This is a genomic window from Tepidimonas taiwanensis, from assembly GCF_020162115.1.
In the GTDB taxonomy this organism is placed as follows: Bacteria; Pseudomonadota; Gammaproteobacteria; order Burkholderiales; family Burkholderiaceae_C; genus Tepidimonas; species Tepidimonas taiwanensis.
The window spans coordinates 2,678,944-2,697,407 of sequence record NZ_CP083911.1 but is presented as its reverse complement, the minus strand read 5'-3'; the positions used below and the strand labels follow the sequence as shown (position 1 = coordinate 2,697,407).

Below are 18,464 nucleotides of genomic sequence, written 5' to 3'. Positions count from 1 at the left end.
GAACCAAACACTAGCTTTTTCACGTTGGGGTCTCCTGTGTTGAACATCACCGCCACCAGCCACCCGCTGATACCGATCGTGGCGGGCGCGCGGATATTAACGCAGCATTAATGCTCTTAATATGAGGTTAAACCCTTACCCATGCTGCACCCAAGGTGGGTGCGGCACAATCTGCCCATGGCGAGGAGTGTTGGGCTTTACCACGTCGTGTTCTTCTGCATGGGCAATATCTGCCGCAGCCCGACCGCGCACGGGGTGTTTCGCCAGCGCCTCGACGCCCGGGGGCTCGGCGCGCAAGTGGCCGTCGACTCCGCCGGCACCCACGCGTACCACGTCGGCGAGCCGCCGGACCCCCGCGCACAGCGGCACGCGGCCCGGCGGGGCTACGACCTGAGTGACCTGCGTGCCCGGCAGCTCACCGCCGCCGATTTCGTGCGCGCGGACCTGCTGCTCGCGATGGACTGGGACAACCTGGCGCTCGCCGAGGCGATGTGCCCGAGCGGCCATCGGCGCAAGCTGCGGCGCCTCACCGAGTTTTGCCGCCGGCACGACAGCCCCATCGTGCCCGACCCCTACTACGGCGGCGCCGACGCCTTCGAGACCGTGCTCGACCTGGTCGAAGACGCCTGCGACGGGCTGCTCGACCACATCGAGGGCGTGCTCGCCGCACGCCGCCTGTTGCACCCCCCGCCCGCGCCATGAACACAGCGCCCACGCCGCCCGCCACACCGCACACCGCTCGCGATCAGACCGGCACCGTCCACGCCGCCACCGATCCCGTTGCCGCCGACCACGCCGCTTCAGGCACCGAAACGGCCGCCGCCCCGCCCGCCGCGCACGGACCGCTCGCCGGCATCCGCGTGCTGGAGCTGGGCCAGCTCATCGCCGGCCCGTTCGCCGCGAAGACGCTGGCCGACTTCGGGGCCGACGTCATCAAGATCGAGCCGCCGGGCACCGGCGACCCGCTGCGCAAGTGGCGACTGCTGCGCAACGGCACGTCTGTCTGGTGGGAGGTGCAGTCGCGCAACAAGCGCTCCGTGTGCGCGGATCTGCGCACGGCCGACGGTCAGGCGCTGGTGCGGCGGCTCGCCGCCGAAGCGGACGTGCTGATCGAAAACTTCAAACCCGGCACGCTCGAGGGCTGGGGGCTGGGGTGGGAGGCGCTGCGCGCGCTCAACCCGCGCCTCGTCATGCTGCGGCTGTCGGGCTACGGACAGACCGGCCCCTACGCGCACAAGCCAGGCTTTGGCATCCTCGGCGAGGCGATGGGGGGCCTGCGCTACCTGACCGGCGAGCCGGGCCGCGTGCCGGTGCGCACCGGCGTCTCGATCGGCGACTCCATCGCCGCGCTGCATGGCGTCATCGGTGTGCTGATGGCGCTCTATCACCGCGACGCGCGCGGTGGCGAGGGCCAGATGGTGGACGTCGCGCTCTACGAGAGCGTCTTCAACCTGATGGAGAGCCTGCTGCCGGAGTACGATGCCTTTGGCGTCGTGCGCGAGCGCGCCGGCAGCGCGCTGCCCGGCATCGCGCCGTCCAACGCCTATCGCTGCCGCGCCAGCGCCGACGGGCAGGACGCCTATGTCCTCATCGGCGGCAACGGCGACGGCATCTTCCGCCGCCTGATGCGTGCGATCGGCCGTGACGACCTGGCGGCCGATCCCGACCTCGCGCACAACGACGGTCGCGCGCGCCGCGCCGCCGAGCTCGACGCCGCCATCGAGGCATGGACGCGCCAGCGCACCGTGGACGAGGTGATCGCCGTGCTCGACGCCGCGGACGTCCCGGTCGGCAAGATCTACACCGCCGCCGACATCGCCCACGACCCGCAGTACCTCGCACGCGATATGGTCGTGCAAAGCCGCGACCGCGAAGGCCGTCCGCTGAAGGTGCCGGGCATTGCGCCAAAGCTCAGCGCCACGCCGGGTGCCCTGCGCTACCCCGCGCCGCGGCTGGGTGAGCACGACGCCGAGGTCTGGCGCGCGCACGGCTGGCCCGTGCGGCGCGACTGACCCCCCCAATGGGCAACAGCCACGGTGCCGGCGCCGCCCCACGCGGCCGGCGCTGTGGGATCGCGCCCGTGACGTGTCTGGACCGACCCCGGACGCTGCCCGTTTTGCATGCACGGCCGGAGAATCCACGCAGGCAAGAAAAAACCCGCTGGTGTTACACCAGCGGGTTGTGTGTCTTGGTTGCGCGGGATGGATTTGAACCACCGACCTTTGGGTTATGAGCCCAACGAGCTACCAGACTGCTCCACCGCGCGTCAGAGACTGAAATTATAACACACTCATTCGGCCTTGTCAGCCGCCGGGGCCGCCTCGCCTTCGGCCTTGGGCTCCGGGCGATCGACCAGCTCCATGTAGGCCATCGGCGCGTTGTCGCCCACGCGGAAGCCCATCTTCAGGATGCGCGTGTAGCCGCCCGGGCGGTTCGCGAAGCGCGGCCCCAGCTCGTTGAACAGCTTGACGACCGTCTCGCGGTCACGCAGGCGGTCGAACGCCAGGCGGCGGTTGGCCAGCGTCGGCTTCTTCGCCAGCGTGATCAGCGGCTCGACGACGCGGCGCAGTTCCTTCGCCTTCGGCAGCGTGGTCTTGATGGCCTCGTGCTTGAGCAGCGAGTTGGCCATGTTGCGCAGCATCGCCTTGCGGTGGGCACTGGTGCGGTTGAGTTTGCGCAGTCCGTTTCCGTGACGCATGGGAATATCCTTTCTGTCTTGTCACCGGCGGCCGGATCAGGTACCGCCGGGGGTCACTGGGAGGAAAAGGGGAAGACGGCGGTCAGTGTTTTTCCAGACCGGCCGGCGGCCAGTTTTCGAGCTTCATGCCCAGCGTCAGGCCACGCGACGCCAGCACCTCTTTGATCTCGTTGAGCGACTTGCGCCCCAGGTTCGGGGTCTTGAGCAGCTCGTTCTCGGTGCGCTGGATCAGGTCACCAATGTAGTAGATATTTTCGGCCTTGAGGCAGTTGGCCGAGCGCACGGTGAGTTCGAGCTCGTCCACCGGACGCAGCAGGATCGGGTCGAACGCCGGCGCGGCGGCCTTGGCCGGGCTGCCGGCGTCGAAGGCGGTGCCGCCTTCGAGCTGCGCAAAGACCGAGAGCTGCTCCACCAGGATCTTGGCCGCGGCGCGCACCGCTTCCTCGGGGCCGATCGCCCCGTTGGTCTCGATGTCCAGCACCAGCTTGTCGAGGTCGGTGCGCTGCTCCACCCGCGCGTTTTCCACGGCGTAGCTGACGCGCTTGATCGGCGAGAACGACGCATCCAGCACGATGCGCCCGATGCTGTTGCGGTGATCGTCGCCCTTGCGCACGTTCCCCGGCACATAGCCGCGGCCCTTCTCGACCTTGATCTGCATGTCGAGCTTGGCACCCGGCGCGAGCGTGGCGATCGGGTGATCCGGGTTGAGGATTTCGACGTCGTGCGGCGTCTGGATGTCACCGGCCGTCACGACGCCTTCGCCTTCCTTGCGCAGCGAGAGCGTGACCTCGTCGCGGTTGTGCAGCTTGAACACCACGCCCTTGAGGTTGAGCAGGATGTGGACGACGTCTTCCTGCACCCCTTCGATGGTGGAAAATTCGTGCACGACGCCCGCGATCGTGACCTCCGTCGGCGCGTGTCCGACCATCGACGACAGCAGCACCCGCCGCAGGGCGTTGCCCAGCGTGTGGCCGTAGCCCCGCTCGAAGGGCTCGAGCGTGACCTCGGCGCGGTTGGCCGACAGGCGCTCGACGTGAATGGTCTTGGGTTTGAGCAGGTTATTCAGCATTCGGACTTCCTTCCATACCCTCGGCTCGTGAGCCGATTCCAGGCCGATGGAGCACAAAATCCCGGACCCCGCGGCACGCGGGATCCGGGCTCTTTCAATGGGGCACGCCCGAGGATCAACGCGAGTACAGTTCGACGATCAGCGATTCGTTGATATCGGCGCCGAACTCGTCACGGTCCGGCACCTTCTTGAAGACGCCTTCGCACTTGTCGGCGGCCACCTCGACCCAAGCGGGGAAACCGACCTGCTTGGCCAGCTCCAGCGCTTCCTTGACGCGCGTCTGGTTGCGGGCCTTCTCGCGCACGGCGATCACGTCACCGGGGCTGACCAGGTACGACGGGATGTTGACCGTCTGGCCGTTGACGCTGATGCCCTTGTGCGACACGAGCTGGCGCGCTTCGGCGCGGGTGGACGCAAAGCCCATGCGGTAAACGACGTTGTCCAGCCGCGACTCCAGAATCGCGAGCAGGTTCGTACCGGTGTTGCCGCGGCGACGGTCCGCTTCCGCGAAATAGCGGCGGAACTGGCGTTCCAGCACGCCGTACATGCGCTTGACCTTCTGCTTCTCGCGCAGCTGCAGGCCGAAGTCCGAGGTGCGCGAGCCGGAGGTGCGACCGTGCTGGCCGGGCTTGGAGTCGAACTTGGCCTTGTCGCTGATCGCGCGGCGCGCGCTCTTCAGGAACAGGTCGGTGCCTTCACGGCGGGAGAGTTTGGCCTTGGGGCCGAGATAACGTGCCACTGGTTGTCCTTTCCGTACTGCCGCAACCCACCCGCGACCGGGTCATTGCGGGAGCCAGCGGGTGGAGGGGTATCGGATCGCGCGGTTCATCGCGCGCCGCTCGACGCCCCACGGCCCACACTGGCGGTGGTCCTCTAAAAATGAGAGCGACATCGACGAATGCCGCCCCCAACACTGCAAAAAGCCAAGTATTTTAGTGAACTTGGCCCGTTTTTGCCAACCGCGCGCGGTGCCGCTTTAGATGCGGCGACGCTTCGGCGGACGGCAGCCGTTGTGCGGCACCGGCGTCACGTCGGAAATCGACGTGATCTTGATGCCCAGGGCGCCCAGCGCGCGCACCGACGATTCGCGACCCGGGCCGGGGCCTTTGATCTCGACGTCCAGGTTCTTGATGCCCTGCTCCATCGCGGCACGGCCGGCCGCTTCGGAGGCGACCTGCGCGGCAAACGGCGTGGACTTGCGCGAGCCCTTGAAGCCCTGGCCACCGGCCGACGCCCAGGCCAGCGCGTTGCCCTGGCGGTCGGTGATGGTGATGATGGTGTTGTTGAAAGACGCGTGCACGTGCGCGATGCCGTCGGCGATGTTCTTGCGAACCTTCTTGCGCACGCGCGCCGCGGCGTTGGCGGAGGGAGACTTGGCCATGACTGTCCTTTATGCGGCGGATTACTTCTTCAGCGGCTGGGCGGCCTTGCGCGGACCCTTGCGCGTGCGCGCGTTGGTCTTGGTGCGCTGGCCCCGCACCGGCAGGCCGCGGCGGTGACGGAAACCGCGGTAGCAGCCGATGTCCATCAGACGCTTGATGTTCATCGTCACTTCACGACGCAGGTCGCCCTCGATCGTGAACTGACCGACCTGTTCACGCACCTTTTCCAGCTCGGCGTCCGTCAGGTCTTTGATCTTTTTCGAATACGGAATCCCGCAGGCGTCGCAGATCTGACGCGCGCGCGTGCGGCCGATGCCGTAGATCGCCGTCAAGCCGATTTCGGCGTGCTTGTGCGGCGGAATGTTGATACCAGCAATACGTGCCATGGTGGTCCTCTACTCGAATCAGCCTTGACGCTGCTTGTGTCGCGGGTCGGTGCAAATCACGCGCACGACGCCATGGCGACGGATGATCTTACAGTTGCGGCACATTTTCTTGACGGAAGCCGAAACTCGCATGTTGCTCTCCTAAAAACGTCTCTGGATCGATCGCTCACTTGGCGCGGAACACGATGCGGGCACGCGTCAGGTCGTAGGGCGTCAGCTCGACCTTGACCTTGTCGCCGGGCAGGATGCGGATGTAGTGCATGCGCATCTTCCCGGAGATATGCCCCAGCACGACGTGGCCATTTTCCAGCTTGACCCGGAAGGTGGCGTTGGGGAGGTTTTCGATCACCTCACCCTGCATCTCGATGACATCGTCCTTCGCCATGTTCTCACGCACCCGAGGCCTTGAACGAGGCCTTCTTCAACAGCGACTCGTACTGCTGCGACATCACGTAGTTCTGCACCTGGGCCATGAAGTCCATCGTCACCACGACGATGATCAGCAGCGACGTGCCACCGAAATAGAACGGCACGTTGTACTTCAGGATCAGGAACTCGGGCAGCAGGCACACCAGCGTGATGTACACCGCCCCCACCGCCGTCAGGCGCAGCAGGATCTTGTCGATGTAGCGCGCGGTCTGGTCACCGGGACGGATCCCGGGGATGAACGCGCCGCTCTTCTTCAGGTTGTCGGCGGTCTCGCGGCTGTTGAAGACGAGCGCCGTGTAGAAGAAGCAGAAGAACACGATCGCTGCGGCGTAGAACGCCACGTAGATCGGCTGCCCCGGCGACAGCGCCGCCGCCAGATCGCGCAGCCAGCGCGTACCGTCGCCCGTGCTCATCCAGCTCACCACGGTCGTGGGCAACAGGATGATCGAGGAGGCGAAGATCGGCGGGATCACGCCGGCCATGTTGAGCTTGAGCGGCAGGTGCGACGCCTGGCCCCCGTAGATCTTGTTGCCGACCTGGCGGCGCGCGTAGTTGACGAGGATGCGGCGCTGGCCACGCTCGACGAACACCACGCCGTAGGTGACGACCACCACCAGTGCGACGATGAAGATCGCCGCCAGGATGCTCATCGCCCCGGTGCGCACCAGTTCCAGCAAACCACCGATCGCGTTGGGCAGTCCCGCGGCGATCCCCGCGAAGATCAGGATCGAAATCCCGTTGCCCAGCCCGCGCTCGGTGATCTGCTCGCCCAGCCACATCAGGAACATCGTGCCCGCCACGAGGCTGACCACCGCGGTGAAGCGGAACCCGAGGCCCGGGTCGATCACCAGCCCCGGCGACCCTTCCAGCGCCAGCGCGATTCCCAGCGCCTGGAAGACCGCCAGGACCAGCGTGCCGTAGCGCGTGTACTGGGTGATCTTGCGCCGGCCGGCTTCGCCTTCCTTCTTGAGCTGCTCGAACGCCGGCACCGCGTACGTCATCAACTGCATGATGATGGACGCCGAGATGTACGGCATGATCCCGAGCGCGAACACCGTGAAGCGCGACAGCGCCCCGCCCGAGAACATGTTGAACAGGCTCAGGATGCCGCCCTGCTGCCCCTTGAAGAGCTGCTCGAGCTGCACCGGGTCGATGCCGGGCACGGGGATGTGCGCCCCGATGCGGTACACCACCAAGGCCAGCAGCAAAAACACCAGCCGGCGACGCAGGTCGCCGAACTTGCCGGTCTTGGCCAGAGTCGTTGCGTTGGTGGCCACGAGCGATTCCCGTCGCGTTGCGCGTCCGATCAGGCCACCGAGCCGCCCGCCGCCTCGATCGCGGCCTTGGCACCCGCGGTCGCGGCGACGTTGGTCAGCTTGACGGCGATGCTGATCTCACCGGTCTTGATGACCTTGACCTTCTTCGCGAGTTGCGGCACGAGGCCCGCCTGCTTGAGCGTGAGCAGGTCCACTTCGGACTGCCCCAGCGCCTGCAGATCGGCCAGCGTCACCTCGGCGTTGAACTTGAGCGACTGCGACTTGAAGCCACGCTTGGGCAGGCGGCGCTGCAGCGGCATCTGGCCGCCTTCGAAGCCCACCTTGTGGAAGCCACCGGAGCGCGACTTCTGGCCCTTGTGACCGCGGCCGCCGGTCTTGCCGAGACCCGAGCCGATGCCACGGCCGACGCGACGGCGCGGCTTCTTCGAGCCCGCGGCGGGTTTGAGGGTGTTGAGATCCATCACGAGTCTCCGATCAGAGCACCTGCACCAGGTAGCTCACCTTGTTGATCATGCCGCGCACGGCCGGCGTGTCCTGCAGTTCGCGCACGCTGCCGAGTTTGCGCAGGCCCAGCCCGCGCACCGTGGCGCGGTGCGATGCCTTGCAGCCGATCGGGCTGCGCACCAGCTTGACTTTGACGGTGTTGGGGGTCGTCATCGCGTTCTCCCGATCAGCCCACGAGCTCTTCGACCGACTTGCCGCGCTTGGCGGCGACCTCGGCCGGCGTGGTCGACTTGCGCAGCGCGTCCAGCGTCGCGCGCACCAGGTTGTAGGGGTTGGTCGAGCCATGGCTCTTGGCCACGACGTCGGTGATGCCCATCACCTCGAACACCGCGCGCATCGGACCACCGGCGATGATGCCCGTGCCCTTCGGCGCCGGCATCATGATGACGGTGGAGGCGCCGTGGTGGCCCTTGACCTCGTGGTGCAGCGTGCCACCCTTGAGCGACACCTTGAACATGCTGCGGCGGGCTTCGTCCATCGCCTTTTGCACGGACACCGGCACTTCACGCGCCTTGCCCTTGCCCATGCCGATGCGGCCGTCGCCGTCGCCGACCACGGTCAGCGCCGCGAAGCCCATGATGCGGCCGCCCTTGACCACCTTGGTCACGCGGTTGACCGCGATCATCTTCTCGCGCAGGCCGTCGTCGTTGCCCTCGGTCTTCACATTCGCTTGCATTTTTGCCATTTGCGTCACCTGCTGCGTCAGAATTGCAGGCCGGCTTCACGCGCGGCCTCGGCCAGCGCCTTGACACGGCCGTGGTAGGCAAAGCCCGAGCGGTCGAACGCCACCTTCTCGATGCCGGCGGCCTTGGCCTTCTCGGCGATGCGCTTGCCGATCAGGGCCGCGGCGGCGACATTGCCACCCTTGCCGTGACCGCCGAGCTGCGCGCGCACCTCGGGCTCCAGCGTCGACGCAGAGGCCAGCACGCGGCCGCCGTCGCTGGAGATGATGTTGGCGTAGATGTGCAGGTTGGTGCGGTGCACGGCGAGGCGCACGGCACCCTGCTGGGCGATGCGGATGCGGGTCTGGCGAGCGCGGCGCAAACGCTGTTCTTTCTTGTTCAACATGTTCGCTGTCCTCACTTCTTCTTGGTCTCTTTGATGACGACCTTCTCATCCGCATACCGGATGCCCTTGCCCTTGTAGGGCTCGGGGGGACGCACCGCCCGCACTTCGGCGGCGACCTGGCCCACGCGCTGACGGTCCGCACCCTTGATCAGGATCTCGGTCGGCGTCGGCGTCTCGGCCTTGATGCCGGCCGGCATCTCGATTTCCACCGGGTGCGAGAACCCGACGTTGATGTTGAGCTTGTTGCCCTGCGCGGCGGCCTTGTAACCCACGCCCACCAGCGTCAGCTTGCGCTCGAAGCCCTTGCTGACACCGATGACCATGTTGTTGACGAGCTGGCGCACCGTGCCGCTGAGCGCATCGGCTTCGCGCGTGTCGTCGGTGGGGGCAAAGGTGAGTTTGCCACCGTCTTGCACCACCTTGACGCGCGGGTTGAGCGGCAGGCTCAGCGCACCCAGCGCACCCTTGACGTTGATGCTGTCCTGGCCAATCGCCACCTCGACGCCTTGCGGGATGGTGATGGCGGCTTTCGCTACACGAGACATTGGTATTGCTCCTTCCTGCCCCGCATCAGGCGACGTAGCACAAGACTTCGCCGCCGACACCGGCAGCACGCGCCTTGCGATCGGTCATCACGCCCTTGGGCGTGGTGACGATGGCCACGCCCAGCCCGTTCATGACCTGGGGGATGGACTTGGCGCCGCGGTAGACGCGCAGGCCCGGGCGGCTGACGCGCTCGATGCGCTCGATGACCGGACGGCCGGCGTAGTACTTGAGCGCGATCTCGAGCTCTTTCTTGCCGCCTTCTTCCTTGACCTGGAAGCCGTCGATGTAGCCCTCATCCTTGAGCACCTGGGCGATGGCGGTCTTCAGCTTCGAAGCCGGCATCGTCACAGAGGCCTTCTCGACCATCTGCGCGTTGCGGATGCGGGTCAGCATGTCGGCGATCGGATCACTCATGCTCATTTGGGGTTCTCCTTCGCGCCTTACCAGCTGGCCTTGATCACGCCGGGGATCTCACCGGCGAACGCCAGCTCGCGAATCTTGGTGCGGGCCAGACCGAATTGCTTGAACGTCCCGCGCGGGCGGCCGGTGATGCCGCAGCGGTTGCGCTGGCGCGTCGGGTTGGCGTTGCGCGGCAGCTTCTGCAGCGCGGCGCGCGCGGCGTCGCGCTCCTCGGGGCTGCGCTTGGCGTCCTTGGCGATGGCCTTCAACTCGTTGTACTTGTTGGCGAACTTGGCGACCAGCTTGTCGCGCTTGAGTTCACGCTGGAGCAGTGCTTGCTTAGCCACGGACCACCTCAGTTCTTGAACGGGAAACGGAAACCGGCGAGCAGCGCCTTGCACTCGTCGTCGGTCTTGGCCGTCGTCGTGATGCTGATGTTCAGACCCCGCACCGCGTCGACCTTGTCGTACTCGATCTCGGGGAAGATGATCTGCTCTTTGACGCCGATGTTGTAGTTGCCGCGGCCGTCGAACGCGCGGCCCGAGATCCCGCGGAAGTCACGCACGCGCGGCAGCGCGATCGTCACGAAGCGGTCCAGGAATTCGTACATGCGCGCGCCACGCAGCGTGACCATGCAGCCAATGGGCTGCCCTTCGCGGATCTTGAACCCGGCGATCGCCTTGCGGGCGCGGGTCACGACGGGCTTCTGGCCCGCGATCTTGGTCAGGTCGGCGACGGCGTTTTCCAGCACCTTCTTGTCGGCCACCGCCTCACCCACGCCCATGTTGAGCGTGATCTTGGTGATGCGCGGCACCTCCATGACGGACTTGTAGCCGAACTGCTTCTGCAGCGCCGGCGCGATCTTTTCGCGGTAGAGCTGTTGGAAACGTGCCATGGTCATGCCACCTTGATTTCTTCGCCGCTGGACTTGTAGACGCGCACCTTCTTGCCGTCGGCCAGCACCTTGATGCCCACGCGATCGGCCTTGCCGGTGGTGGGGTTGTAGATGGCGACGTTGGACTGGTGGATGGGCATGGTCTTCTCGACGATGCCGCCCGGCACGCCCTTGAGCGGGTTGGGGCGCACGTGCTTCTTGACCACATTGACGCCCTCGACCACCACGCGCTGCTCGTCGGCACGGCGCAGCACGCGACCACGCTTGCCCTTGTCGCGCCCCGCGATGACGATGACTTCGTCGCCTGTACGGATCTTGTTCATGACGGTTCCTCAGAGAACTTCGGGCGCCAGGGACACGATCTTCATGAAGCGCTCGGTGCGCAGCTCGCGCGTGACCGGGCCGAAGATGCGGGTGCCGATCGGCTCCAGCTTGTTGTTGAGCAGAACGGCGGCGTTGCCGTCGAACTTGATGAGCGCGCCGTCGGGACGACGAATGCCCTTGGCCGTGCGCACCACCACCGCGTTGTAGACCTCGCCCTTCTTGACGCGGCCCCGCGGCGCGGCTTCCTTGATGCTGACCTTGATGATGTCGCCCACGCTGGCGTAGCGGCGCTTGGAGCCGCCGAGCACCTTGATGCACATCACGGACTTGGCACCCGTGTTGTCAGCAACATCGAGTCGAGTTTGCGTTTGGATCATGATGAAAGTCCCAACTTGAATCCCTGGGCCACCACGGCCGAGGAGATCAGTCTTGGGCCCGTCGTCGCACGCGCCGCACGCAGCCTTCGCCGGCCCTGACGGACCCACCCCGCTGCGCCGCCACCGTGCTTCGGTGGGCAGATGGTCTTCACCCTATCGGGCGAAGTCGAAGATTATGGATGAAGGGCACCTTGCTGTCAAGTGCCCCAAGCGCGTTTTGGACGTGGCCTATTGTCAGCAACGGTCGCCTCCACCGGTAGCGGGCCCGATGGAGGCGGGCGTCGTGGCGTCACGCGCATCGCGCGCGATCATCCGCACCCCTTATTGGGCAGCTTGTGCGCCCTTCAGCCGCGCCAGGCGCTTCGCCTCGTCTTCCTCCAACGTCCACGCGCGGGGGTCCACCCCCCACTGCTCGAAGCGCTGGGCATCAAACACCGGCTCCTCGCGGCTGCGCTTGGCCTGCGCGTCGTAGTCTTGCAGCAGCGCACGTGCCACAGGGAAGAGCTTGATCAGCGCAACCAAATTGACCAGTGCCAACAGCCCCATGGTCACGTCGGCAAACGCAAAGGCCGTGGCCAGATCGGTCGTGGCGCCCCAGCCGCACAACGCAATCACCAGCAACCGGTAGAGCACCAGTCCCCAGCGGCGCACGCCGAAATAGCTCAGGCTGTTTTCGCCGAGGTAGTAGTTGTACACCATCGTGGTGAAGGCAAACAGCATGAGCGCGACGCTGACGAACATCCGCCCCCACTCGCCAACGTGGCTGGCCAGCGAGGCTTGCGTCAGCGGCACACCTGCCCACTCGCCAGCGCTGCCCGGTTGATACACCCCACCGACCAAAACGATGAAGGCCGTGCACGAGCAGATGATCAGGGTGTCGATGAAGACGGAAAATGCCTGGATGATCCCCTGGCTGGCCGGGTGCGGAACATAGGCGACGGCGGCCACGTTGGGCGCACTGCCCAGCCCTGCTTCGTTGGAGAACAGCCCTCGCTTGACGCCCATCATGATGGCCGCGCCGACACCGCCAGCCAGTGCCGGCTCCAACCCCAGGGCGCTCTTGACAATGAGAGCCAAGACCCCCGGCAGCTCGGTGATGTTCAGCACGACCACGACCAGCGCGACGGTGATGTAGCCCAGCGCCATGATCGGCACGAGAAAGTCGGCCACGCTGGCGATGCGGCGCACCCCGCCAAAAACGATGGCCGCCACCACCAACGCCAGCACAATGGCCGACGCCAACACCGGCACCCCAAACGCATCGTTGACGGAGGTCGCCACGGCGTAGGACTGCAGCGCGTTAAAGCCAAAGCCAAACGTGACCAGCAGCAGCAACGAATATAGCCACGCCAGCCACCGCCACGACGGCCCCATGCCGCGGGCGATGTAATATGCGGGCCCGCCTCGGTAGGTGCCGTCAGGCTCGGACTGCTTGTACGCCTGTGCCAGCGTGCACTCCACGAAGCTCGTGGCCATGCCCAGCAGGCCGACCACCCACATCCAGAAGACGGCACCCGGTCCCCCGAGCGTGATGGCCACGGCAACCCCGGCGATATTGCCGCCTCCAACGCGCCCCGCCACCGACAACATCAGGGCCTGGAACGATGAGAGATGGCCGTGTTGGTCACCGGCGAAGGCCTGACCCGACGTCAGAATACCAAACATGCGCCGGAAATACCGGAATTGCACAAATCGCGTGCCCACCGTAAAGTACACGCCGACCACGAGCAAGACCGCGATCAGGATCTTGCCCCATAACCAATCGTTGATGAGGTCCAGCACTTTTCACTCCTGTAAAAAAGGATTCCCTTGATGCCTGGCCGCTGCACGGGGGCCGTTTTCCCCCGGCAGTGCGTTCGTTCTGCGCCCAGATACGGTGCAAAATCGGGCCAAGCGTGCTAGTTTACGGGGTGACGTGGCCGCCATCTCGTGCACGGCCACCGCTGTATCGATTCGTCCCGCTGCATGAATACCGCTGCCCCTGTGTGTTCTTCGTCTGCCTTGATCGGCCAGCGCATCGCCTTCATCGGCGGCGGTAACATGGCCAGCGCGTTGATCGGCGGCCTGTTGCGCGCGGGCTGCCGCGCCGCCGATCTTGTCGTCGTCGACCCCGGTGAGGAGGCGCGCCAGCGGCTGCGGGAGCGCTATGGTGTGACGGCGCTGGCGGCCGCGGACCCGACGCTGGCCGGGTGTCGGCTGGCCGTGTGGGCCGTCAAGCCACAGACCTTCCGCGACGCCGCGGCGGCGGCCGCCCCCCACCTGCGCGACGCGCTACACGTCAGCGTCGCCGCGGGCATCCGCTGCGCCAGCATGCAGGCGTGGTTCGGCAGCGCGCGCATCGTGCGCACGATGCCCAACACCCCGGCGCTGGTCGGCCAGGGCATGACCGGCGCGTACGCGCTGCCCGGCGTCAACGCCGAAGACCGGACACTGGCCGAGGCGCTGATCGCCGTGACCGGCCGCTGGGTGTGGGTGGACGACGAGACGGCGCTGGATGCGGTGACCGCGCTGTCCGGCTCCGGCCCGGCGTATGTGTTTTATTTCCTGGAAGCGATGCGGGAGGCCGGCGCGCAGATGGGCCTGCCACCGGCGGTCGCCCTCGAATTGGCGGTCGGCACCTTTGTCGGTGCGGCGCGCCTGGCGCAGGACGCGGGGGAGCCGCCCGAGGTGCTGCGCGAGCGCGTCACCTCCAAGGGCGGCACCACCGCCGCGGCACTGGCCGTGCTGGAGGCCGCCGACGTCAAGGGGCGCTTCATCGACGCGCTGCACGCGGCCCGGCGCCGCGCGCAGGAACTGGGCGACGCGTTTGGCACCTGACCCTTGGGGCTACGGCAACCCTCACGCATCCCGCCCGCGCCGCGGGAGCCGATGCGGGCCGACACAGTCGCGAACCGCAGTGCGGGCGCGCACCGAAACGACCGGTGTGGCCTCGTATGGCGGCTGCGCCGCCGACGGCCAGCCTGTGCGTCAGACTGCGGCGCATGTTGCAACGGTTAGCCCAGGGCGAGCTGCAACGCCAGCCCGGCGAAGAGCGCCGCGCCCAGCCAGTGGTTGAGGCGAAACGCGCGGAAACACCCCTCGCGCGTGCGTTCGCGGATGAGCCGCGCGTGCCACAGCACCTGCGCCGCCGCGGCCACCACCCCCGCGGCGAACCACGGCCCGCCGGCGTGCGGCCACACGAGCGCGGTCCACAGCAGCAGGTGCAGCGCATAGAACGCCAGCACGGCGGCGACGTCCCAGCGGCCCAGCGTGATGGCCGAGGTACGGATGCCGATGCGCAGGTCGTCGTCGCGGTCGACCATCGCGTACTCGGTGTCGTAGGCCAGCACCCAGAAGGCGTTGGCGAGCAGCAGCCCCCACGCGAGCACCGGCACCTCGCCGCGCACCGCGGCGAATGCCATCGGGATGCCAAAGCTGAACGCCACCCCGAGCACCGCCTGCGGCATCGCGAAAAACCGCTTGGTGTATGGGTAAAAGACGGCCACCGCCAGCGCGGCGAACGACCACGCCACCGCGGCCGGGTGGGTGGTCAGCACGAGGGCGAACGCGACGAGCGCCAGCGCCGCGCCGACCGCCAGCGCCTCGCGCGTGCCGATGCGGCCGCTGGTGACGGGCCGCTGCGCGGTGCGCTTGACGTGGCGGTCGAAATCGCGGTCGGCCACGTCGTTGACGCAGCAGCCGGCCGAGCGCATCAGGATGGTGCCCGCGACGAACACGATCAGCAGGTGCCAGCCCGGCCAGCCGCCGGCAGCCAGCCACAGCGCCGACAGCGTCGGCCACAGCAGCAGCAGCCAACCTGCCGGCCGGTCCCAGCGGATGAGGTCCAGGTACAGCGCCAGGCGCTCGCGCCAGGCCGGTCGTCGCGGGGCGGGGGGCATCAGGTCAGTCGCTTGCATCCGGGCAGCTCGCAGGCATAAATGGCGTTACGCAGCGCGGCGATCGCCTCGTAGCGGGTGAAGCTGCGCCGCCACGCCAGCACCACGCGGCGCGTCGGCGGCTCGCCCGCGAACGGAATGTAGCGCACGTAGGCGGCGTCGCCGGGCGCGCTGGCGGCCACCACGTCGCGCTGGGCGGGGTCGAGCGCGCCCTTGGGCACCGACAGGCGCGGCACCAGCGTCACCCCCATGCCGGCGGCCACCATGTGCTTGATCGTCTCCAGCGACGAGCCCTCGAAGCTCTTCTGGATCCCCTCGGCCGTGTCGGAAAAGCGCGCGAACTCCGGGCACACCTGCAGCACGTGGTCGCGAAAACAGTGCCCGTTGCCGAGCAGCAGCATGGTTTCGCGCTTGAGCTCCTCGGCGGTGATGCTGTCGCGCTTGGCCAGCGGGTGGTCGCGCGGTACGACGGCGACGAACGGCTCGTCATACAGCGGGGCGACGGCGAGGTTCGTGTCCGGAAACGGCTCGGCCAGAATCGCCGCGTCGATCTCGCCCAGGCGCAGCTGCTCCAGCAGCTTGGCGGTGAAGTTTTCCTGCAGGATCAGCGGCATCTGGCGCGCGCGCTCGATCACCTGCTTGACCAGGTCGGGCAGCAGGTACGGCGCGATGGTGTAGATCAGCCCCAGGCGCAGCGGACCGGCCAGCGGGTCCTTGCCGCGCTTGGCGATTTCCTTGATCGCGGCGGCCTGCTCCAGCACGACCTGTGCTTGGCGCACGATCTCCTCGCCCAGCGGCGTGACGGAGACTTCGCTGGCGCTGCGCTCGAAGATTTTGACCTCGAGCTCCTCTTCCAGCTTCTTGATCGCCACCGACAGCGTCGGCTGCGACACGAAGCAAGCCTCGGCCGCACGGCCGAAGTGGCGCTCGCGCGCCACCGCGACGACGTATTTGAGTTCGGTCAGGGTCATGGGCAGCCTCCGGCTCGACGCGGTCCGCGGGATGCGCCCCGCGGGCGGTACCGACGATGCCGATTATCGGATCAGGCCTTCAGATAGTCCAATTTCCCGCCCAACCAGCGCTCCAGATGGCGCTGCGCCGCCGCCGGGTCGCGCGCCCACAGCCGCGGTGCCCAGCGGCGCGCCCACTCGATCAGCGGCTCGTCGGTGTCCAGGTCGGCAAAGCGCAGCAGCGGCGTGCCGGACTGGCGCGAGCCCAAAAACTCGCCGGGGCCGCGAATCGCCAGGTCGCGCCGCGCGATCTCGAAGCCATCCTGCGTCTCGACCATTGCCCGCAGGCGCTCGCGTGCGCTGTCGCTGACGCGCCCCGACTCGCCCGGCGAGTACAGCAACAGGCATACCGACGCCACCGTCCCCCGCCCGACGCGCCCGCGCAACTGATGCAGCTGGCTCAGGCCGAAGCGCTCGGCGTGCTCGATGACCATCAGCGACGCGTTGGGCACGTCCACGCCGACCTCGATCACCGTGGTGCTGACCAGCACCGCGAGCGCCCCCGCGGCAAACGCGGCCATGATGGCTTTTTTCTCGGCCGCGGCCAGCCGCGCGTGCAGCAGCCCCACCTGCACCGGCCGCCCGTCGGGGCCGTGCACCCCGGCGAGCGCCTGCGCAAGCTCTGCGTGCGTCGCGGTGGCGGCGCGCAAATCGAGCGCTTCGCTCTCCTCGATCAGCGGGCACACCCAGTACACCTGCCGCCCTTGCGCCACCTGGGCGCGGATGCGCTCGATCACCGCGGGCCGCCGGTGCGCGGCCAGCACCTTGGTGACGATGGGGCTGCGCCCGGGGGGCAGCTCGTCTATGGTTGAGACGTCGAGGTCGCCGTACACCGTCATCGCCAGCGTGCGCGGGATGGGGGTGGCGCTCATCATCAGCAGGTGCGGCTCCAGCCCGGCCGCGGACGCGCCGGCCTTGCGCCGCAGCGCCAGCCGCTGCGCGACACCGAAGCGGTGCTGCTCGTCGATCACCGCCAGCCCCAGCCGGGCGAACGCCACCTGCTCCTGGATCACCGCGTGCGTGCCCACCACCAGCGCCGCCTCGCCCGAGGCGATGCGCGCCAACATCGCCTGCCGCTGCGCGCGCGGCTGGCTGCCGGTGAGCCACGCCACCGTGCGCCCGAGCGGCGCGAGCAGCGGTTCGATCCACTGCACCAGCTTGCCGAAATGCTGCTCGGCCAGGATTTCGGTGGGGGCCATCAGCGCGCACTGCCAGCCCGCGTCGATCGCCACCGCCGCGGCCAGCGCCGCCACCACCGTCTTGCCGCTGCCCACATCGCCCTGCAACAGCCGGTGCATCGGCACCGGGCGCGCCAGGTCCGCGGCGATCTCGGCCACCACGCGCCGCTGCGCGCCGGTCAGCGCAAACGGCAACGCCGCCTGCAGGCGCTGCGGCAGGCCCTCGGGCGCGGCGCGCAATACCGGTGCCCGCAGCGCGTCGCGCTCGCGCCGCGCCTGCACCTGCGCGAGCTGCTGCGCCAGCAGCTCCTCGGCCTTGAGCCGCTGCCACGCCGGATGCTGCCGGTCCTGCAGCGCGGCGAGCGGCTCGCGCGGGTCGGGCTGGTGCAGATACTGCAGGGCGGCGCGCAACGTCCAATGGCCCCCCGGGCCACCCGCCAAGGGCAGCGGCAAGTCCGCCAGGGCGTCGGACGGCACCGTCTCCGTCAGGTCCACCTGCCGCAGCGCGTGCGCGATGGCCGCGCGCAGATACGCCTGCGGCAGCCCCGCGGTCGTCGGGTACACGGGTGTGAGCCCCTGCGACAGCGGCGCGTCGGCCGACAGCAGCCGCGGGTGCATCATGGTCCAGCCCGCCCAGTCGCTGCCGCGCAGCTCCCCGTGCGCGCGCACGCGGCTGCCCACCGCCAGCGCCTTCTGGTGGCTGGGGTAGAAGGTGAAAAAACGCAACGTACAGCGACCGCCGCCGGCGACCTGCAGCGTCGCGACGAGCTGGCGGCGGGGATGCGGACGCACCTCGGTCGCGATGACGCTGCCCTCGATCAACACCTCGTCACCCGCACGCGCCTCGGACAAGGTTCGAACGCGGGTCAGGTCCTCGTAGCGCAGTGGCAGGTGCAACGCCAGATCGATCGGCCGCACCAAGCCCAGCCGCCGCAGCGCGCGCTGTGGCCCACTGTCGGCGCGCGCGGGCACCGCACCGGTCGCGGTCGCCGGTGCCGCAACGGGCTCGGGTGCGGGGGACATGGCGCGGGCCATGCGGCGATGCTA

The 18,464-nt window shown here is 67.8% G+C and carries 25 protein-coding genes and 1 tRNA gene; 3 read left to right on the top strand and 23 right to left on the bottom strand.

All coding sequences use genetic code 11. The features are described from left to right. The first annotated feature begins 177 nt into the window (after positions 1 to 177). Together LCC91_RS12780 and LCC91_RS12775 are read left to right on the top strand one after the other, a co-directional pair. Complete coding sequence (locus tag LCC91_RS12780; protein ID WP_043700260.1) at positions 178 to 702, top strand: low molecular weight protein-tyrosine-phosphatase; 525 nt, start codon at positions 178 to 180, stop codon at positions 700 to 702. Continuing rightward, positions 699 to 2,012 carry a CaiB/BaiF CoA transferase family protein gene (locus LCC91_RS12775; RefSeq protein ID WP_082668307.1) on the top strand — a complete coding sequence of 438 codons (1,314 nt, stop codon included), beginning with the start codon at positions 699 to 701 and terminating at the stop codon, positions 2,010 to 2,012. The genes LCC91_RS12780 and LCC91_RS12775 overlap by 4 nt, the downstream gene beginning before the upstream one ends. A 177-nt stretch (positions 2,013 to 2,189) precedes the next feature. Here LCC91_RS12775 and LCC91_RS12770 read toward each other — a convergent pair. The 20 genes from LCC91_RS12770 to LCC91_RS12675 all read right to left on the bottom strand — a co-directional run bounded on the left by LCC91_RS12770 (position 2,190) and on the right by LCC91_RS12675 (position 13,136). Beyond that, a tRNA-Met gene (locus LCC91_RS12770) sits at positions 2,190 to 2,266 on the bottom strand. Positions 2,267 to 2,290: 24 nt separating this feature from the next. Continuing rightward, positions 2,291 to 2,698 carry a 50S ribosomal protein L17 gene (rplQ, locus tag LCC91_RS12765; RefSeq protein ID WP_058615878.1) on the bottom strand — a complete coding sequence of 136 codons (408 nt, stop codon included), beginning with the start codon at positions 2,696 to 2,698 and terminating at the stop codon, positions 2,291 to 2,293. An 82-nt stretch (positions 2,699 to 2,780) separates the two neighbouring features. Beyond that, positions 2,781 to 3,767 carry a DNA-directed RNA polymerase subunit alpha gene (locus LCC91_RS12760; protein ID WP_043700255.1) on the bottom strand — a complete coding sequence of 329 codons (987 nt, stop codon included), beginning with the start codon at positions 3,765 to 3,767 and terminating at the stop codon, positions 2,781 to 2,783. Positions 3,768 to 3,882: 115 nt separating this feature from the next. After that, positions 3,883 to 4,506, bottom strand: a complete 624-nt coding sequence (gene rpsD, locus LCC91_RS12755; RefSeq protein WP_043700252.1) for a 30S ribosomal protein S4 — start codon at positions 4,504 to 4,506, stop codon at positions 3,883 to 3,885. Between the two features lie 237 nt (positions 4,507 to 4,743). Continuing rightward, complete coding sequence (rpsK, locus tag LCC91_RS12750; RefSeq protein ID WP_043700250.1) at positions 4,744 to 5,148, bottom strand: 30S ribosomal protein S11; 405 nt, start codon at positions 5,146 to 5,148, stop codon at positions 4,744 to 4,746. Between the two features lie 21 nt (positions 5,149 to 5,169). Beyond that, positions 5,170 to 5,535: a 30S ribosomal protein S13 gene (rpsM, locus tag LCC91_RS12745; RefSeq protein WP_043700247.1), complete on the bottom strand. Its 366-nt coding sequence runs from the start codon at positions 5,533 to 5,535 to the stop codon at positions 5,170 to 5,172. Positions 5,536 to 5,553: 18 nt separating this feature from the next. Next, on the bottom strand, positions 5,554 to 5,667 hold the full coding sequence (gene rpmJ / locus LCC91_RS12740) for a 50S ribosomal protein L36 (protein WP_072242940.1): 114 nt from the start codon (positions 5,665 to 5,667) through the stop codon (positions 5,554 to 5,556). A gap of 34 nt (positions 5,668 to 5,701) precedes the next feature. Beyond that, positions 5,702 to 5,920 (bottom strand): translation initiation factor IF-1, encoded by a 219-nt coding sequence (gene infA / locus LCC91_RS12735; protein ID WP_043700245.1) that lies wholly within the window; start codon positions 5,918 to 5,920, stop codon positions 5,702 to 5,704. A gap of 4 nt (positions 5,921 to 5,924) precedes the next feature. Next, complete coding sequence (secY, locus tag LCC91_RS12730) at positions 5,925 to 7,241, bottom strand: preprotein translocase subunit SecY (RefSeq protein ID WP_043700242.1); 1,317 nt, start codon at positions 7,239 to 7,241, stop codon at positions 5,925 to 5,927. A gap of 29 nt (positions 7,242 to 7,270) precedes the next feature. Continuing rightward, on the bottom strand, positions 7,271 to 7,702 hold the full coding sequence (rplO, locus tag LCC91_RS12725; RefSeq protein ID WP_043700239.1) for a 50S ribosomal protein L15: 432 nt from the start codon (positions 7,700 to 7,702) through the stop codon (positions 7,271 to 7,273). Positions 7,703 to 7,715: 13 nt separating this feature from the next. Then, the gene (gene rpmD, locus LCC91_RS12720) at positions 7,716 to 7,898 is read right to left on the bottom strand and encodes a 50S ribosomal protein L30 (RefSeq protein WP_043700237.1); all 183 of its coding nucleotides are present in this window, start codon (positions 7,896 to 7,898) and stop codon (positions 7,716 to 7,718) included. 13 nt (positions 7,899 to 7,911) lie between these two features. Next, the gene (gene rpsE / locus LCC91_RS12715) at positions 7,912 to 8,430 is read right to left on the bottom strand and encodes a 30S ribosomal protein S5 (protein WP_043700235.1); all 519 of its coding nucleotides are present in this window, start codon (positions 8,428 to 8,430) and stop codon (positions 7,912 to 7,914) included. Between the two features lie 17 nt (positions 8,431 to 8,447). Next, entirely contained in the window at positions 8,448 to 8,813 is a 366-nt protein-coding gene (gene rplR / locus LCC91_RS12710) for a 50S ribosomal protein L18 (RefSeq protein ID WP_058615874.1), read from the bottom strand. A gap of 11 nt (positions 8,814 to 8,824) precedes the next feature. Beyond that, the gene (gene rplF / locus LCC91_RS12705; RefSeq protein ID WP_058615873.1) at positions 8,825 to 9,358 is read right to left on the bottom strand and encodes a 50S ribosomal protein L6; all 534 of its coding nucleotides are present in this window, start codon (positions 9,356 to 9,358) and stop codon (positions 8,825 to 8,827) included. 25 nt (positions 9,359 to 9,383) lie between these two features. Further along, on the bottom strand, positions 9,384 to 9,779 hold the full coding sequence (gene rpsH / locus LCC91_RS12700; protein ID WP_043700228.1) for a 30S ribosomal protein S8: 396 nt from the start codon (positions 9,777 to 9,779) through the stop codon (positions 9,384 to 9,386). A 20-nt stretch (positions 9,780 to 9,799) separates the two neighbouring features. Beyond that, complete coding sequence (gene rpsN / locus LCC91_RS12695) at positions 9,800 to 10,105, bottom strand: 30S ribosomal protein S14 (protein WP_043700225.1); 306 nt, start codon at positions 10,103 to 10,105, stop codon at positions 9,800 to 9,802. Positions 10,106 to 10,113: 8 nt separating this feature from the next. Continuing rightward, positions 10,114 to 10,653: a 50S ribosomal protein L5 gene (rplE, locus tag LCC91_RS12690; protein WP_043700222.1), complete on the bottom strand. Its 540-nt coding sequence runs from the start codon at positions 10,651 to 10,653 to the stop codon at positions 10,114 to 10,116. A gap of 2 nt (positions 10,654 to 10,655) precedes the next feature. Continuing rightward, positions 10,656 to 10,976: a 50S ribosomal protein L24 gene (gene rplX / locus LCC91_RS12685; RefSeq protein ID WP_043700219.1), complete on the bottom strand. Its 321-nt coding sequence runs from the start codon at positions 10,974 to 10,976 to the stop codon at positions 10,656 to 10,658. 9 nt (positions 10,977 to 10,985) lie between these two features. Beyond that, positions 10,986 to 11,354, bottom strand: coding sequence for a 50S ribosomal protein L14 (gene rplN / locus LCC91_RS12680; RefSeq protein ID WP_043700216.1), 369 nt, complete (start codon positions 11,352 to 11,354; stop codon positions 10,986 to 10,988). A 321-nt stretch (positions 11,355 to 11,675) separates the two neighbouring features. Next, complete coding sequence (locus tag LCC91_RS12675; protein WP_143897901.1) at positions 11,676 to 13,136, bottom strand: alanine/glycine:cation symporter family protein; 1,461 nt, start codon at positions 13,134 to 13,136, stop codon at positions 11,676 to 11,678. 183 nt (positions 13,137 to 13,319) lie between these two features. Here LCC91_RS12675 and proC point away from each other — a divergent pair, with 183 nt between their 5' ends. Beyond that, on the top strand, positions 13,320 to 14,171 hold the full coding sequence (proC, locus tag LCC91_RS12670) for a pyrroline-5-carboxylate reductase (RefSeq protein WP_143897899.1): 852 nt from the start codon (positions 13,320 to 13,322) through the stop codon (positions 14,169 to 14,171). Between the two features lie 176 nt (positions 14,172 to 14,347). Here the strand turns inward: proC and ubiA are convergent, their stop codons facing one another. The 3 genes from ubiA to recG form a co-directional block, all read right to left on the bottom strand. Further along, the gene (ubiA, locus tag LCC91_RS12665) at positions 14,348 to 15,250 is read right to left on the bottom strand and encodes a 4-hydroxybenzoate octaprenyltransferase (RefSeq protein WP_143897897.1); all 903 of its coding nucleotides are present in this window, start codon (positions 15,248 to 15,250) and stop codon (positions 14,348 to 14,350) included. Continuing rightward, positions 15,232 to 16,200 carry a hydrogen peroxide-inducible genes activator gene (locus tag LCC91_RS12660; protein ID WP_143897895.1) on the bottom strand — a complete coding sequence of 323 codons (969 nt, stop codon included), beginning with the start codon at positions 16,198 to 16,200 and terminating at the stop codon, positions 15,232 to 15,234. Before LCC91_RS12660 ends, ubiA begins: the two co-directional genes overlap by 19 nt. 71 nt (positions 16,201 to 16,271) lie before the next feature. After that, positions 16,272 to 18,452: an ATP-dependent DNA helicase RecG gene (recG, locus tag LCC91_RS12655; RefSeq protein WP_143897893.1), complete on the bottom strand. Its 2,181-nt coding sequence runs from the start codon at positions 18,450 to 18,452 to the stop codon at positions 16,272 to 16,274. Positions 18,453 to 18,464 lie beyond the last annotated feature (12 nt).